This window comes from Hymenobacter aerilatus (genome assembly GCF_022921095.1).
GTDB classification, from domain to species: Bacteria; Bacteroidota; Bacteroidia; order Cytophagales; family Hymenobacteraceae; genus Hymenobacter; species Hymenobacter aerilatus.
The window spans coordinates 2,768,698-2,783,562 of sequence record NZ_CP095053.1 but is presented as its reverse complement, the minus strand read 5'-3'; the positions used below and the strand labels follow the sequence as shown (position 1 = coordinate 2,783,562).

At 56.2% G+C, this 14,865-nt stretch carries 13 protein-coding genes; 11 read left to right on the top strand and 2 right to left on the bottom strand.

Annotated features, from left to right (window positions below; translation table 11 throughout):
* Positions 1-104: 104 nt before the first annotated feature.
* Together MUN82_RS11695 and MUN82_RS11690 are read left to right on the top strand one after the other, a co-directional pair.
* The gene (locus MUN82_RS11695) at positions 105-1,172 is read left to right on the top strand and encodes an o-succinylbenzoate synthase (RefSeq protein WP_245090436.1); all 1,068 of its coding nucleotides are present in this window, start codon (positions 105-107) and stop codon (positions 1,170-1,172) included.
* A 60-nt stretch (positions 1,173-1,232) separates the two neighbouring features.
* Positions 1,233-2,507 carry an aspartyl protease family protein gene (locus tag MUN82_RS11690; RefSeq protein WP_245090434.1) on the top strand — a complete coding sequence of 425 codons (1,275 nt, stop codon included), beginning with the start codon at positions 1,233-1,235 and terminating at the stop codon, positions 2,505-2,507.
* A gap of 167 nt (positions 2,508-2,674) precedes the next feature.
* Here the strand turns inward: MUN82_RS11690 and MUN82_RS11685 are convergent, their stop codons facing one another.
* The gene (locus MUN82_RS11685; RefSeq protein WP_245090432.1) at positions 2,675-4,411 is read right to left on the bottom strand and encodes a phospho-sugar mutase; all 1,737 of its coding nucleotides are present in this window, start codon (positions 4,409-4,411) and stop codon (positions 2,675-2,677) included.
* A gap of 274 nt (positions 4,412-4,685) precedes the next feature.
* Between MUN82_RS11685 and MUN82_RS11680 the strand changes: the two genes are divergently transcribed.
* Both MUN82_RS11680 and MUN82_RS11675 read left to right on the top strand, forming a co-directional pair.
* A complete protein-coding gene (locus tag MUN82_RS11680) occupies positions 4,686-5,072 on the top strand; it encodes a hypothetical protein (RefSeq protein ID WP_245090430.1) in 387 nt (128 codons plus the stop codon).
* 238 nt (positions 5,073-5,310) lie between these two features.
* Positions 5,311-5,985 (top strand): hypothetical protein, encoded by a 675-nt coding sequence (locus tag MUN82_RS11675; protein WP_245090428.1) that lies wholly within the window; start codon positions 5,311-5,313, stop codon positions 5,983-5,985.
* 57 nt (positions 5,986-6,042) lie between these two features.
* Here the strand turns inward: MUN82_RS11675 and MUN82_RS11670 are convergent, their stop codons facing one another.
* On the bottom strand, positions 6,043-7,956 hold the full coding sequence (locus MUN82_RS11670; RefSeq protein WP_245090425.1) for an ABC-F family ATP-binding cassette domain-containing protein: 1,914 nt from the start codon (positions 7,954-7,956) through the stop codon (positions 6,043-6,045).
* Positions 7,957-8,397: 441 nt separating this feature from the next.
* On the opposite strand from MUN82_RS11670, the gene MUN82_RS11665 reads away from it, so the two are divergent.
* The 7 genes from MUN82_RS11665 (at position 8,398) to MUN82_RS11635 (ending at position 14,799) form a co-directional block, all read left to right on the top strand.
* A complete protein-coding gene (locus tag MUN82_RS11665; RefSeq protein WP_245090421.1) occupies positions 8,398-8,913 on the top strand; it encodes a CsgE family curli-type amyloid fiber assembly protein in 516 nt (171 codons plus the stop codon).
* A 56-nt stretch (positions 8,914-8,969) separates the two neighbouring features.
* Positions 8,970-9,398, top strand: a complete 429-nt coding sequence (locus tag MUN82_RS11660) for a curli production assembly/transport component CsgF (protein WP_245090418.1) — start codon at positions 8,970-8,972, stop codon at positions 9,396-9,398.
* 58 nt (positions 9,399-9,456) lie between these two features.
* Entirely contained in the window at positions 9,457-10,863 is a 1,407-nt protein-coding gene (locus MUN82_RS11655) for a CsgG/HfaB family protein (RefSeq protein ID WP_245090415.1), read from the top strand.
* 245 nt (positions 10,864-11,108) lie between these two features.
* Complete coding sequence (locus tag MUN82_RS11650) at positions 11,109-11,921, top strand: hypothetical protein (protein WP_245090412.1); 813 nt, start codon at positions 11,109-11,111, stop codon at positions 11,919-11,921.
* 131 nt (positions 11,922-12,052) lie between these two features.
* Positions 12,053-12,640 carry a hypothetical protein gene (locus MUN82_RS11645; RefSeq protein ID WP_245090409.1) on the top strand — a complete coding sequence of 196 codons (588 nt, stop codon included), beginning with the start codon at positions 12,053-12,055 and terminating at the stop codon, positions 12,638-12,640.
* A 161-nt stretch (positions 12,641-12,801) separates the two neighbouring features.
* Positions 12,802-13,173, top strand: coding sequence for a curli-like amyloid fiber formation chaperone CsgH (csgH, locus tag MUN82_RS11640; RefSeq protein WP_245090406.1), 372 nt, complete (start codon positions 12,802-12,804; stop codon positions 13,171-13,173).
* Between the two features lie 186 nt (positions 13,174-13,359).
* Positions 13,360-14,799, top strand: a complete 1,440-nt coding sequence (locus tag MUN82_RS11635) for a carboxypeptidase-like regulatory domain-containing protein (protein WP_245090403.1) — start codon at positions 13,360-13,362, stop codon at positions 14,797-14,799.
* Positions 14,800-14,865: the final 66 nt, after the last annotated feature.

The window sequence follows — 14,865 nt, the reverse complement described above, 5'->3', positions numbered from 1 at the left end:
TGCATAAACCCCTGGCTAAGCCAGGGGTTTATTTTTTGTAGTGGGGCCAACTGAAATCGGCCGGCGCTGTTGTGTACCAATGGCCCACCTACTGTCGGTTTCTTATGCTCACGCTTCGCTACTCCCGTCGCCCGCTTCGTTTCAAATTTCCGGCCCGCACCTCGCGGGGTGCCCTCACCGAGCACGTGGCTTGGTACCTGCACGTGCACGATACCACCCAGCCCCACGTGGTAGGGCTGGGCGAAGCTGCGCCGCTGGCTGGCCTGAGCCCGGATTATGACCCCCGCTTCGAAGCGCACCTGCAAGCGCTGTGCGCTGAGGTCAACCGCCAAGCCCTGCCAGCTTTGCTACCCGACGCCGCGCACCAGTGGGTAGGGGAAGACTTGCCAGCCCTGCGCTTTGCCCTCGAAACGGCCCTGCTCGACCTGCAACACGGCGGCCGGCGCCTGCTCTACGATACGTCCTTTAGCCGAGGCGAAGTAGGCCTACCCATCAACGGCTTGGTGTGGATGGGCGACGCGGCCTTTATGCGCGAGCAAATCCAGAAAAAGCTAGCCGAGGGCTACACCTGCCTGAAGCTGAAAATCGGTAGCCTGGATTTTGCCACGGAGCTGCAACTGCTGCGCGAAATCAGGACCGTAGCCGGGCCCGAGGTGCTGACGCTACGCGTAGATGCCAACGGCGCCTTCACCCCCGCCAACGCGCTGGCCAAGCTGGAGGCTCTGAGCGAGTTTGCGCTTCACTCCATCGAGCAGCCCATTGCTGCGGGGCAGTGGTCCGAAATGGCCCGCATCTGCCGCGAGTCGCCGGTGCCGGTGGCGCTGGATGAGGAGCTGATTGGTGTGCCCGAAGGTCAGGAAACGGCGCTGCTCACGGAAGTCAGGCCGGCTTACGTTATTCTGAAGCCTACCCTGCTGGGCGGCTTGCAACGCACGCTGCAATGGATGCAGGCAGCCGGTCCGCTAGGCATCGGCTGGTGGCTGACCTCAGCCTTGGAATCCAATGTGGGGCTGAACGCCATCAGTCAGTTTGCCGGGCACTACGTAACGGATGGCTTTCCGCAGGGGCTGGGCACGGGCCAGCTGTACCACAATAATGTGGCGGCGCCGCTGCACATCCGGGAAGGAGCGTTGCATTATAATCCGCAGGGGATGTGGGAAATGCCGGGGTAGGAACGAAGTGGCAGGGTGTGCGTTTTTTACGTATCTTACCCGACGCCCTTTTCCACCCACATGCTCCTCTCTCAAGCAATTACGCTGATTTTTCAGGGTAGCCGTTTGTGGCTGCTGGTGGCGTTGCTGCTGAGCGCCGGGCCATTGGTAGCGCAGGAAAAGCCAGCGTTTCAGTTCGAGCGGCCGCGGGCGCGTCGCATCAGCCTACCCTTTCTGTTGCAGCGCAATCTAATTATCGTGAGTGCCCGCCTCAACGGGCAGGGCCCCTATAACTTCCTGCTCGATTCGGGGGTAGGGATTTCCATTCTCACCGATCCGGCCGTGAAAAACTTCCTGCAGTTACGCACGGGGGAGGAAATCCGGCTGATGGGCGCCGGCGAGTCGGAACAGCCGTTGCTGGCCTACCGCGTGGATAGCGTACTGGTGCAGCTGCCGGGTGCCGTGGCCCCGGCCCTCACGTTTTTCGCCATTTCGGAAGACGTGCTCAACTTGTCGGCCTACGTAGGAATGCCCATTCACGGCATTTTGGGGTATGATGTATTTCAGAGCTTTGTGGTGGAAGTACACACCGACCCGGCGCTGCTCTACCTCCACGACCCAGTCCGGTACCGGACGCCCCGCTCGCGGCGGTGGGCACGCGTACCGCTGACGCTGCGGGCCAACCGCATGTACTTAACCACCGCCGTACAGCTCAACGATACGCTGACGATGCCCCTGAAGCTGCTGCTGGACACGGGCGCGGGCCATGCCCTGTCACTGGAAACCGGCTCAGCGGCCAATATTCCATTACCCGAGCATCGCCTGCGGGCGCAGCTGGGGCTGGGCCTTAGTGGCAACATTAATGGCTACCTGGCCCGGGTAAAGAGCATGCAGCTGGGGCGCTACCAAGTGCAGTCGTTGCTCACGTCGTTTCCCGACGCGCAGGAAGTACGCCTGAAAGCCTCCGTACCGCGCGACGGGGGCCTGGGCTTTGAGTTGCTCAAGCGCTTCTCCACCATCATCGACTACCGGCGTAGTCAGCTGCTGCTACGTCCCAATGCCCTCTACCACGACCCCTTCGAGCACGATATGAGCGGCATCGAGCTGCTGGCCGTGGGCAACGACTACCGGCGCTACCTTATTCTGAAGGTAGAACCCGGCTCGCCTGCTGCCACCGCCGGCCTGCAACCCGACGACGAGCTGCTCATCATTAACATGCAACCTACCGGCAACATGACGCTCACACAAATCAGCCGCCTGCTACACTCCGGCGACCAGCGCGAGCTAGTAATTATCGTGCGCCGCGCCAGCGGGGAGTTGTATTCTACTAGCCTGCGTCTGAGAAGGCAGATATGAGGGGTAGGGACTGGGTTGTTGAGGGGATAGGAAAAGTCTGTCATCCTGAACGCAGTGAAGGACCTTCTCACGGTAGAACGAGTCGTTGTTACGAGCATCGTCCTACCGTGAGAAGGTCCTTCACTGCGTTCAGGATGACAGACTCTCTCGGTCTATCAAAACTAGCCCTACTTCAACTGCATATCCTCGATAATTGCCTGAATGCGCTGATCCAGGGTGCGGTCAGCCAGCTCGAAATCAACGGTTGATTTCAACGGCTGCTTCACGCTGAAGTAGAACTTGATTTTTGGCTCGGTGCCGCTAGGACGGGCCGAGATTTTGCTGCCGTCTTCGGTTAGGAATTGCAGTACGTTGCTGCTTTCCAGGCCGGTATCGGTGGTTTGGCCGGTGCGCTTGTCCGTGATTTTACCGGTTTTGTAGTCCCGAATTTCCACTACCGGCGAGCCGGCGATGGTAGCGGGCGGATTGGCGCGCAGTTCGCGCATCATTTCCTGAATTTCCTCAGCGCCGCGTTGGCCCTTTTTGGTCAGCGAAATCAGGTGCTCTTTGTAGAGGCCATAGTCGGCGTACATCTGCACCATTTCCTCGTATAGCGTGCGGCCTTTGTCTTTGGCCACGGCTGCCATTTCGGCCACCAGTGCGCACGCCGATATAGCGTCTTTATCGCGTACAAAGTCGCCAATCATGAAGCCGTAGCTTTCCTCGCCGCCGCAGATATAGGTTTCCCTACCCTCCAGCTCGCGGATGATACCGGCAATGTACTTGAAGCCCGTGAGCGTGTTGTAGGCCTTCACCTGGTAGCGGTTGGCAATGTCACCAAGCACGTCGCTAGTCACGATGGTGTACACGATGAAGTCCTGATCGGTCATCTTGCCGGCTTGCTTGCGCGCCGAGAGGATGTACTGCGTGAGCAGGGCAGCCGTTTGGTTGCCGTTCAGCAGCACCCATTCGCCTTTATCGTTTTTCACGGCCATGCCTACGCGGTCGGCGTCGGGGTCAGTGGCTAGTACGATGTCGGCATCGAGGGCTTTTGCTTGATCCAGCGCCAATTGCATGGCCACTTTTTCCTCGGGGTTCGGCGACTGCACCGTGGGGAAGTTGCCATCGGGGGTAGCCTGCTCCTGCACTACGTGCACGTTGCGGAAGCCGAAGCGCTCCAGTGCCTGCGGCACCAGCGTAATGCCCGTACCGTGCAACGGGGTAAACACAATTTTCAGGTCCGACTGGCGCTCAATAGCGGCTGGGTTGATGCTGAGTTGCTGCACCTGCCGGAGGTAGGCATCGTCCAGATCCTGCCCAATCAACTGGATTTTCGACTCATCGGCCTGGAACTTCACCTCGTCTACCGACCGGATGTTTTGCACTTCCTCGATGATGTTTTTGTCGTGCGGGGCTACCACTTGCGCACCGTCGTTCCAGTACACCTTAAAGCCGTTGTACTCTTTAGGGTTGTGCGAAGCCGTGATAACGCAGCCACTCTGGCAGCCCAGGTAGCGAATGGCAAACGACAGCTCCGGGGTAGGGCGTAGGGCATCGAACAGATACACCGTGATGCCGTTGGCCGAGAAAATATCAGCCGCAATGCGCGCAAACTCTTTGCTGTTGTTGCGCGAGTCGTGGGCAATGGCCACTTTAATTTCTTGGCCGCCAAACGAGCGCAGCAGATAGTTGCTCAGGCCCTGCGTGGCCATGCCCAGTGTATAGCGGTTCATGCGGTTAGAACCCGCGCCCATTACGCCGCGCAGGCCGCCGGTACCAAATTCCAGGTCGCGGTAGAACGCGTCGTTGAGCGCATCTTCCTGGCCGGTAGCTACTAGCTGCTGAATGTCGGCTTTGGTAGTTGCGTCGTAGTTGCCAGTAAGCCAGGTATCTATTTTCTGCTGAACGTCGGGGGAGAGAGCCATAAAGAGGAAATGGTGGAATTAAAAAACGTAGGTAGTGTGAGAACGGCGGTAAAGAAAAGAGGTTTACGCAACATCAGCCAGAAATACACCAACGAATCTTGGCGACTACGTACGTATAGCATAGTAATTCCACTAAAAAGACGAACTGTCTGCCACCTCGTATATTGGCCTGCCGGTAGGCCCTTTGCTGGCCGTTGCGTCCTGCTACCGTAGAAATGTAGGGATTCCTCCCCACCTTTGTATCGCTAACTCTAACCTCCGCCGTTGTACACCTATGAATGTTACTGAACTAAATCAAGCCCTCGTTACCCTGATTGAGAAAAAGGCAGAGCTGCAAACCCTCACCTACGACGACGCCCGCTACGACGACGTGGAAGAGGAGCTGCACGATCTGGAAGACGACTTCAACGATGAGTACGGCCAGTTCTTGGAAGAAGCGCTGGAGAAAGTGCACGACGAACTGGGCTCCGATACCGACGTGCTGCTGCCCACTGCCTACCTGCCCGCCAATACCAGCGGCGAGCCTACCCCCAAAGAAGGCGTCTGGATCGACTCTGAGAAATATTCCGGCAAGGAAGCCCGCCTCACGTTGGTGCCCAACCCTACTCGCTTCATCCTGACTGTAGGCAAAGCCGTGCGTCAGGAAGTGTGGAAGGCGTAGAAGCAGGAAAAATGTCTTGCTAGAACCCAGGTTGCACTACCGCAGCCTGGGTTTTATTTTATGATATAGCCTAAAGAATTACCGGGCCGCTTCTATATATTATTTATCGAATGCTTCGTTTATTTACTTTCAGTATAGCTATTCTTTAGCCTCCTACCCTATGCGTGTGCTGCACTATCTGTTGCTGTTCGTTCTTGGCGGTTTCTTGACTGCGTGCGGACCATCTTATTTCCTTACCATGAAGCCCACAGCAGAGCATACAATTTGGTATGAAGGGCGCGAAATGGTATTGCACGAGCAAGATAGCTTATTAGTGCAGATGAGCTTTGTGCGGTACGAGGGTAGGGAGCTGGTGTTTGAGGCAGTGGTAGAGAACGGCTCCTCGCAGCCCATTCTGGTAGCTCCCGAGCAGTTTTTCTACCAACCCGTGACCACCCAGGCCGCAACAGCGGGTGCGCCTACCAATGTGCCGGCACGCGTAGCGGCCATCGACCCAGAGCAGCGTATGCAACAGCTGGAAACGCAGTTGGCTTATGAATCGAAAGAAGCCACCAAAGTTAGTTTCGGTGAGCTGCTCACCACGTTGGGCCACATCACAGAAAACGTGGTTAGTATCAAGAAAAAAGAAACGGACGAGGAGATAGAAGCACGCGCATATCGGCAACAGAATGAGCGAAACTACTACACCAACCAGCGCATAGACCACAGCATCGCCGCCGACCAAGTACGATACACGAAGGATGAGGTAGAGCAACGGCTGCTACGCAAAAATACCCTGCCGCCGGGCCAGTACATTCGCGGCTACGTCTACTTTCCGCGTACCGATGCGGCCGATGTGATTCGGGTAGTAGTGCCTGTTGACGGGCAGCAGCCCGCCACGTTCGATTTCACGCAAAACCGAACGAAGCAGTGACCACAAAACAAAAACGCCGGCTCCTAGGGGCCGGCGTTTTTGTTTAGCTAAGTACATCTACACAATCTCGGCTAGTTCCAGCCACCGCTCGCCCTTCTCGTCCAGCTCCGAATCGATTTTCTTGAGACGGGCAGCCCAGTCGGCTAGCTCTTGTGGAGTGCCGGTACCGCTGCTGAGCTTTTCTATGAGTTGCTGCTTTTCGGTTTCCAGCTTCTCCATATCAGCTTCCAGGGTTTCGTATTCTTTCTTCTCGGCAAAGGAGGCCTTGCGTTTGGGGGCCGCTGCTGGGGTAGGGGCAGGAGCAACCGGGGTGGCAGCCGGCGCCACGCCTGCGGCGGCCTTCGCCGTTTTGGCAGCTTGCTGCTGGTATTCAGCCGTGTTGTGCTCCTTTTGCCACTCGCGGTAATCGGTGTAGTTGCCGGGGAAGTTGTGCATCACGCCGCCCGGCTCCAGCACAAACACGTGCTCCACCAGTGCATCCATAAAGTAGCGGTCGTGCGATACGATGAGCAGACACCCTTGGAAGTTCAGTAGAAAATCCTCCAGGATATTCAGCGTAATGATGTCCAGATCGTTCGTCGGCTCGTCCAGAATCAGGAAGTTGGGGTTCTTGATGAGCACGCGCAAGAGCTGCAAGCGGCGCTTTTCGCCTCCGCTCAGCTTGCTCACCAGCGTATACTGCTGAGCCGGCGGAAACTGGAAGTGCTGCAAGAACTGCGACGCCGTCACCACGTCGCCATTGGCCATTTCCACTACCTCGGCCACTTCCTTCACAATATCAATTACCCGCTGCGAGTCATCGAACTCCAGCTCGGTTTGGGTGTAGTAGCCAAATACAGTGGTCTGACCAGCATCCACCGTGCCCGAATCGGGGGCTAAGCGGCCCGTGAGCATGTTGAGCAGGGTAGACTTGCCCGCGCCATTAGGGCCAATCAGACCGATGCGGTCCTTTTTCTTGAAGACGTAGCTGAAATCGTTCAGCACCACATGGTCGCCAAACTGCTTGTGCAAGTGCTCTACCTCAATGATTTTGCCGCCCTGGCGGGTCGTTTTCACAGATAGCTCTAGCTGCGGGCCACCAATCTTGGTTTTGGCTTTCTCCTGCGTTTCGTAGAACGCGTCGATGCGGGCTTTTTGCTTGGTACCGCGGGCCTGAGGTTGGCGGCGCATCCATTCCAGCTCCTTGCGCAGCAGGTTGCGGGCCTTCTCCACCTCCACGGTTTCCATTTGCTCGCGCTCGGCTTTCTTCTCCACAAAATAGGAGTAGTTGCCCTGGTAGCGGTGCACGCGGCCTTGGTCCAGCTCCACAATTTCGTTGGCTACTTTATCCAGGAAATAGCGGTCGTGGGTTACCATCAGCAGCGTCAGGGTAGGGGAGGCCAGACGGTTTTCGAGCCACTCAATCGTATCGAGGTCGAGGTGGTTGGTGGGCTCGTCCAGGATTAGCACGTCGGGCTCCTCGATCAGCACGCGGGCCAGGGCCACGCGCTTGCGTTGTCCACCCGACAAGTTACTGACCTTGCGCGCCAGCAACTCGCCCAGAATGCCCAGCCGACCCAGAATCTGCTTCACCTGCGAGTCGTAGTCCCAGGCGTTGTGGGCATCCATCAGTTCCAGCACCCGTTGCAGCTCGTTGGGCGAGTGGTTGGGGTCGTTCACCACGTGCTCGTAGTCGCGGATGGCCGCCAGGGTAGCGTTTTGGCTGGCAAAGATGGTTTCCTCTACCGTCAGGTTTTCATCAAACACCGGCTGCTGACCCAAAAAGGCCACGCGGGTATCCTTGCGCACGCTCACCGAGCCGGTGTCGCCGGGCTCAATACCGGCTAAAATGCGCAGCAGCGTGGTTTTGCCAGTGCCATTGATGCCAACCAGCGCCACGCGCTGCCCTTGTTGTAGGCCAAAGTTCAGGTCGCGGAACAGCCAACGGTCGGCGTAATTTTTCGAGATATTCTCAGCGGAAAGCAGATTCATGGTACAAAGGTAAGGCAAGGACTACCCGAAAGCCGCCTGCCCTACCGGATTTCGTCTGACCAGCCCAAGGTAGAATGACCATTTTCCGGCCCCGGCATGTGGGCTGTCACTACCGGCGCTTCCCTACCCCTGCTATATAAAACGTGAAACAGGGGTATATAAATATAATTTATTTTATTATATATTGTTTAATTGATAAATACAGTGCAAATAAAAGTGCAGGGATTTGTATTATTTTTTTAGACAATTATATTTATGAGTGCTGGCAGTTCAGGCTGTTTATAAGGTGGTTAGTCATCATTAATAAAACAGAACAAAAGGACAGCATAGGTTGGGATAAGTCCTATTTGATAAAAATAAGACAATTTTATGAATAGTCTGGGAGGTTGTGTTATACGTCGGGCATGTTGTATCCTACTGTATTGGGTAGGGCTGCTGGGAATGCCTGCTGTCTATGGTCAGGCCGAGCGCCGGGCACCGGTGCGGGCAAATCAACCCACGAAGGCCGATTCCAAGCTGCCGGGCAAGCAGGAAAGTAAGCAGCTCTCCCCCAAAAAGGTAGAGGAAGCCTTGCGCCTGCTGCTCCGCGCCGATTCTCTTCAGTCTAGCCGAGCACCCACCGGCGGCCCCGAGTCGAGCGGGTTGGTGGTAGACCAAACGGTGACGAAAATCGGCCACGATTTCTACGATGCCTTCTATGCCGGTTTTGAAGCTCCTGTGGGCATACAGGATTTTGTAGTAACCATCAGCGAACGGCCGGCGCGCGGCAACTCGGCTCTGGTAGCACTGAGCGTCAACAACGAAGACTTGCTCGAATTTCCGTTGCAGCCGCGTCAAGAACTAGTAGAGGAAGCCGCCGCACAGGCTATTGCGCTGGCAGTGGAATACCTGCAAATCAGCCAGGATATTAGCCGTCAGCTAGAACAGGGCGAGCGGCGCGTCTTAGAAGTGTATTAGTTGCTTTTCTACCTCAACATCAGCCTTTATTTCCCACCCTCTCATTCATTTTACCCATGAGAATACTCCGCGTTTGTCTTGTTCTGCTGAGTGTGTACCTGCTGCCGGGGTTTGCGCACGCGCAGGACTTTATTTATGAGCCGAAGAACCCAAACTTTGGGGGCGGCAACTCTTTCAACTATTCCTGGATGCTGAGCGCCGCCACGGCTCAGGACACCAACAAAGACCCGAACGCCGGCCGTGCGCAAACCCCCACCGACCCGCTGGCTGACTTCGCGGCGGGCCTCAACCGGCAGATTCTGAGCCAGCTGACCGACCGCTTCATTACCTCGCAGTTTGGGCAGGGAGGCAGCGTACGAGCAGGTACCTACCAGGTAGGCGGTTACCAGATTCAGGTGACACCGGGGAGTGCGGGAGTGGTCATTCAGATTTCCGACCCGGCAACCGGCAACCAGACGACCGTTACTATCCCCAACATTCCGTAAGCCGCGGGCCCTACCCACCCCGCTGTTTTGCCTGACCGCCTCCGTCTCCCACCCCCCTATGAAGCTACGTCTATTCCACTACCTACCTATCGCATGCGGTCTACTTCTGGCGGGCTGCACGCCTTATTTTCATCAGCCGTTCAGCACGGAGCGTGCCCGGCTGGGTGCCGAGGTGAACGGCAACCGCGAAATGCGGGATCTGCCAGCGCCTAAGTCCCGTACGGTGGTGGCCGTATACAAATTCCGCGACCAGACCGGCCAGTACAAGCCCCAGCTCAACGGTTCCAGCTTTTCTACAGCCATTACGCAGGGCGCTACCACCATCCTACTGAAAGCCCTGGAGGAGTCAGGGTGGTTTGACCCTATCGAGCGCGAAAATCTGGGCAACCTGCTCAACGAGCGTAAAATCATTCGTTCTACCCGCGCCGAGTTTGCCGAGCAAACGGGTGTGAAGCAGCCCGCCCTACCCCCTTTGCTGTTTGCGGGCGTGATTCTGGAAGGCGGTATCATCTCCTACGACGCCAATATGCTGACGGGTGGAGCTGGCCTGCGCTACTTTGGAGCCGGCGCCTCGGGGCAGTACCGGCAGGACCGCGTGACGGTATACCTGCGAGCCATCAGTACCAGTACCGGCCAGATTCTGAAGACCGTATACACATCTAAAACCATTCTGTCGCAGCAGGTGGATGCCAGCCTATTTCGCTTTGTGAAGTTCAAACGGCTGCTAGAAACCGAAACGGGCTTCACCTACAACGAGCCCAGCGAAATGGCCGTGAAGGATGCCATTGAAAAGGCCGTGCAGGCCCTTGTTTTCGAAGGTATCCAGCTGAATCTGTGGTCGGTGCAGGATTCTACGGAACGCACCGGTAGCAAAATGATGGCTTACGTACGGGAGCGGGAGTACGGCCTGCGGTACGATGTGCTGGGTAGGCAGGTACTGGAGCGCCACCCCGCTTTGCATGCTACCCTCACGGCGGGCGCCCAGCGCTACGCCGGCGACTTTGCCAACCCACGCATCACCCCTGCGGTACAGGGCAAGCTGTCGTACCAGTTGGAAGGCGGACGCTGGCTACCCTTTGTAGCGGCTGGCGGTGGCCGATTGGCCACGCAACGCTTCTTCGACCAAACGATTTTCTACGCTGAGGCAGGGGTGCAAATGCGCGTGCTGCCTACCGACAGGCTCTCGCCCTACCTGACGCTAGCCGGTGGAGCCACCCAACACGGCCTCGGTAACGACGCTGGGCCCCGTGGGGTAGTGCCCCACGCTACCCTGGGCGTGGGTTTGGAATATCAGCTCAGTGGGAAGTGGTACGCCACGGGTAGCGCCGACGGCCGTTTATTTCTGCGCGATAATATAGATGGCGCGGCTGTGGGGCAATACAACGATAATACTACCTCTTTACAAGTGGGGCTTACCTACATGGTGGGCAGTCCAAAAAAACGGAGCAAAGCCTACAAAGAGTAGGTGAAATCAATATGGTAAAAACAATGGAATTGTACTGTTTTGATACTGTAGACAGGAGTAGTACCATAAGCTTTCAATTGTATAATTATTTTTATAATAAAAAATATTATTTCAATACGAAATCGTTTGCGGTTTTGATTATGAATTCTATATTTGACTTGTTCTTCCGGAAAGAGCACACGAGTACCGCATAAGCGGCAGAAAATATCTGCCGTTGAATCCCACCATATTTCTATTTGAACACCATGAAAAACATTCAACTTTTGATTGCGGGTGCTATGTTACTGGCTGGGGCCGCTCATGCACAAACTGGAACCCGCGCTGAGTTTCGTAATGTAAATGATTGCATCGGCTGCGAAACAATTGCTCTAAACGCTCGGCCCGTAAATCAGAGCAATCCTAATCCTAATTATAATGCTCCGGCATTAGGCTCTATCGACAACTGCTCAGTGGTAATTCAGGGGCAGGCTGCGGGCGCGCCAGCTAAAGACCTTGGTAGCAACAACGTAGCGGTAGTAGACCAAAGCGGCACCAAAAACAACGCCCAGCTCTACCAGCGCGAGGGTAACCGCAACTACGGCCTGCAAGTGCAAACAGGTAGTAACAACGAGGCACAGGCTATTGTATGGGGCAGCCAAAACACTACGATTCAGTTGCAAAATGGTCGCCGTAATAAGGCGGGCATCAACGTAGACCAAGTAGATGGTTCGTATACTCCTGGCGGCACGGAGAACGGCAACAACAACTGGGCCCAGCAGCGGCAGCAGGGGGTAGGCTCTGGTACAGGTGACGATAACATTGCCAACCTCAACCAGTACGGCAACAACAACCTGTCTTCTCAAGACCAACAGGGCAACCGCAACAGTGGGGATGTTTTCCAGCATACCAACTACAGCACCGCCGTGCAGCAGCAGACGGGTAATGATAACACGGCCGTGACGCTTCAGGGCAAAACCCTGGCCAGCGGTGTGATACTCTCCGGCGACCAGTACCAGCGCAGCTCCATTCAGCAAGGTGGTAACAACAACGCCGCTTACGTTTCGCAGGATCGTCGCTAAGCGAGGAGGTGTGTGACACGCACACCCTACACCTAACTAGCCGGGCGCGTACGTCTCTCGCCGGGGAGCAGCGCCCGGCTACGGTTTCTGTAGTGGAAGAGTGAAACCGCCATTTCCTTGAAAAATCACCTATGAAATATGCACTGCTTTTGGCATTGAGCAGCCTGCTGAGCTGGGGCACCCATCCCGTACTTGCCCAGCAGCTTGGTCGTAGTGAAGCCGCAACGGCTGAGCAGCGTCTGGTAGAGGACCTGGGTGCTAACTGGAAAAATTTGCCCTTGCCGCTGACTGCCAACCTGCAGAACTTGTCAGAAATTGTGCAGCAAGGCAACAGCAATACGGCTCTCACCACTCAGCAGAATGCAGGCAACCAAGCCAACCGGGCTTACATTGAGCAGGTAGGCAGCCTGAACAAAGCCTACATTGTGCAAACGGGCACGGGCAACACCACGCGTATCACCCAGCAAGGCCAAGATAATGCGGCCGTGAGTGAGACAACCGGCGACCAAAACCTGACTACTTTAGTGCAAAAGGGTAGCGGAAACATGGTGAACCGTCAGGCCCAGACGTCCAATGTAGAGTACCGCCTGTTGCAGGAAGGCAACAACAACTTACTAAGTACCCGCGATACAGGCCCGTTGGTGCCGCAAGGCTACAGCATCGAAATGCGTGGCAACGGCATTCGCTTGAGCATCGAGCAGGGCAAAATCGGGCAGTAACGTTGCGCCCAGTAACCCAGGAAAGACCAGCCCATGTGGTTGGTCTTTCCGTTGCGGGTCGCGTCGCCGGGTCCTATGTACAGGACTAGTTGATTTCGATAATAGTTGCCAAAGGATCCACTCACTACTGCTGAAAAACAAACCGCTTACTTGGTTCGCCTATGCTGTTATCTATACTACACTTATTGGTGCTTGGCTGCCTGTTGACCTATCAGGGTAGGGAAATACCTTGTGAGGCGAAACTCTTACTGGAGCATGACGAAACCGAACTGCATATCACTGGCTACTGCCGTAGTCAGAGCAGCCAGCCAGCCAGCTACCGCTACGAGCTACAGGTGGCAAAAAGAAGTCGGGGCGGACAAGCAACAAGCCGGCAAAGTGGCGAGTTTGAGGTGATGCCCGGGCAAACGGTGCGCTTGTCACACGTGGCAGTAAATGCAGGTAGCGCCTACACCGGCCAGTTGCGCATATACACACGCGCTGGTGTGCTGCTGGCCCGCGATTCAGTGGGGCAAACCACCCCGACCCCTTAACTTATGAATAGCAGTAGCAGCTGTCGCCTGACAGGCTACTGTTTGCCTCGTCTATCTGCCTACCACCCACTCTTTTATAGTACTGCTGTAATGCTTCTTCCTGTACGCGCAACCTGGTACACGTGGCTTTTTTATTGTTTCTGCTGGCTAGCATTCAGCGCCTGCGAAGACACCCCAGTAGAGCCCGTGTATTATGGAAACGTAGCAGGCGTGCTACGCGACGCCCGCACCAACCAACCTCTGGCCAACGTGGCTATCAGCACAACGCCCGCTACCTCGGCCGTTGTAACCGATGCCCAGGGAAATTTTCTGTTGGAGCGAGTACCTACCGGGCGCGTCGCCATCACCGCTTCCAAAACTGAATATCAGCAGGCCACCACCACCATTACGGTAGAGGAAAATCAGACGGCTCAGGTAGCCATCATTCTCACGAAAAGCCAGGCTGCTGCTGCGCCCGCCGCACCTACTCGGCCCGCGCCCGCCGACCAAGCTACCGTGCCCGGTCCCGACGTCACGCTGGAGTGGCACCCAGTGCGCCCCGCACCCCTCAGCGACTCCCTACGTTACGATGTGCTGCTCTACGAAAGTAACTCCGCCGTCCGCCGTCAGCTGCTCACCAACTCGCGCGACACCACCGTGCGCGCCACGGGGTTACGTTACAATACCACCTACTTCTGGCAGGTAACGGTACGAAACGCAAACGGCGCCGCCACGCGCTCCAACCTATGGAGCTTCACCACGGAAGCGCTGCCCGATAACCGCTACCTGTATGCCCGCCAGGTAAACGGCAATACAGACATCTACTCATCTAATGCCACCGGCAGCACGCTGCTACGTCTCACCACTTCTGCTTTCGTAGAAACTGCGCCCCGCCTAAGTCCCAACCGCGACCGGATAGCCTATGCTTCCAACGCCACCGGGCAGTATCAGCTGTACACGATGAACCGAGATGGGTCTGAGCCGCGTCAAGTGACGCAATTACCTATAGAAGGCTATTTCAATTTCGGCACGGGCTACTGTTGGTCGCCAGACGGGTCGCAGCTGTTATACAGCAGCTACAACAAGCTATACCGAATCAACCGCGATGGTACAGGCCTGGTGCTGGTAGCCACTGCGCCTCCCGACCGCCACTTCCGGGAGTGCGACTGGACCAGCCAAGGCAATCGTATTGTGGTACAAACCGTAGGCGTCAGTATCTACGATGCTGAGCTGTATTACCTCCAACCAGACGGTACTGGCCTGACGCTTGCCGTTGGAAACTTGCCCGGCCGCCTCGATTCGCCCTCGTTTAGTATCGACGGGCGCCGCCTGCTCTACACCCGCGACGTAGACGGATTCGACGACGTTACCGGCCGGCAGCTCAACGCGCATATCTTTTCGCAGCGCCTGGATGGTAGCGATGTAGTAGATATATCAGCGGGCACGAATGCAAGTAACGGCACCAATAACAGCAAGCCCATTGGGTTCAACGACATACTGCCGCAGTATGCACCAGATGGTAGTAAAATTATCTTCGTGCAAGTGAATAACGTGGCGCGCTCCGTGCCGGAGGTGTGGACAGTTGAATTGAACGGTTCCAACCGAGTGCGGCTGTTTGAAAATGCAACCTATCCCGATTGGAAATAGTAACGCCTAGCAGACAAATCAATAAAGATAGAGGACTGGAAGAAAGCCGTTATTTTTGGTGCCCGT

Excerpts from the sequence above, each read along its gene's own strand:
- MUN82_RS11680 (WP_245090430.1), top strand. The coding sequence starts at position 4,686 with ATGAATGTTACTGAACTAAATCAAGCCCTCGTTACCCTGATTGAGAAA.
- MUN82_RS11650 (WP_245090412.1), top strand. The coding sequence starts at position 11,109 with ATGAAAAACATTCAACTTTTGATTGCGGGTGCTATGTTACTGGCTGGG.
- MUN82_RS11655 (WP_245090415.1), top strand. The coding sequence starts at position 9,457 with ATGAAGCTACGTCTATTCCACTACCTACCTATCGCATGCGGTCTACTT.
- MUN82_RS11645 (WP_245090409.1), top strand. The coding sequence starts at position 12,053 with ATGAAATATGCACTGCTTTTGGCATTGAGCAGCCTGCTGAGCTGGGGC.
- MUN82_RS11675 (WP_245090428.1), top strand. The coding sequence starts at position 5,311 with ATGAAGCCCACAGCAGAGCATACAATTTGGTATGAAGGGCGCGAAATG.
- MUN82_RS11685 (WP_245090432.1), bottom strand. The coding sequence starts at position 4,411 with ATGGCTCTCTCCCCCGACGTTCAGCAGAAAATAGATACCTGGCTTACT.
- MUN82_RS11690 (WP_245090434.1), top strand. The coding sequence starts at position 1,233 with ATGCTCCTCTCTCAAGCAATTACGCTGATTTTTCAGGGTAGCCGTTTG.
- csgH (WP_245090406.1), top strand. The coding sequence starts at position 12,802 with ATGCTGTTATCTATACTACACTTATTGGTGCTTGGCTGCCTGTTGACC.
- MUN82_RS11665 (WP_245090421.1), top strand. The coding sequence starts at position 8,398 with ATGCCTGCTGTCTATGGTCAGGCCGAGCGCCGGGCACCGGTGCGGGCA.
- MUN82_RS11670 (WP_245090425.1), bottom strand. The coding sequence starts at position 7,956 with ATGAATCTGCTTTCCGCTGAGAATATCTCGAAAAATTACGCCGACCGT.
- MUN82_RS11660 (WP_245090418.1), top strand. The coding sequence starts at position 8,970 with ATGAGAATACTCCGCGTTTGTCTTGTTCTGCTGAGTGTGTACCTGCTG.
- MUN82_RS11695 (WP_245090436.1), top strand. The coding sequence starts at position 105 with ATGCTCACGCTTCGCTACTCCCGTCGCCCGCTTCGTTTCAAATTTCCG.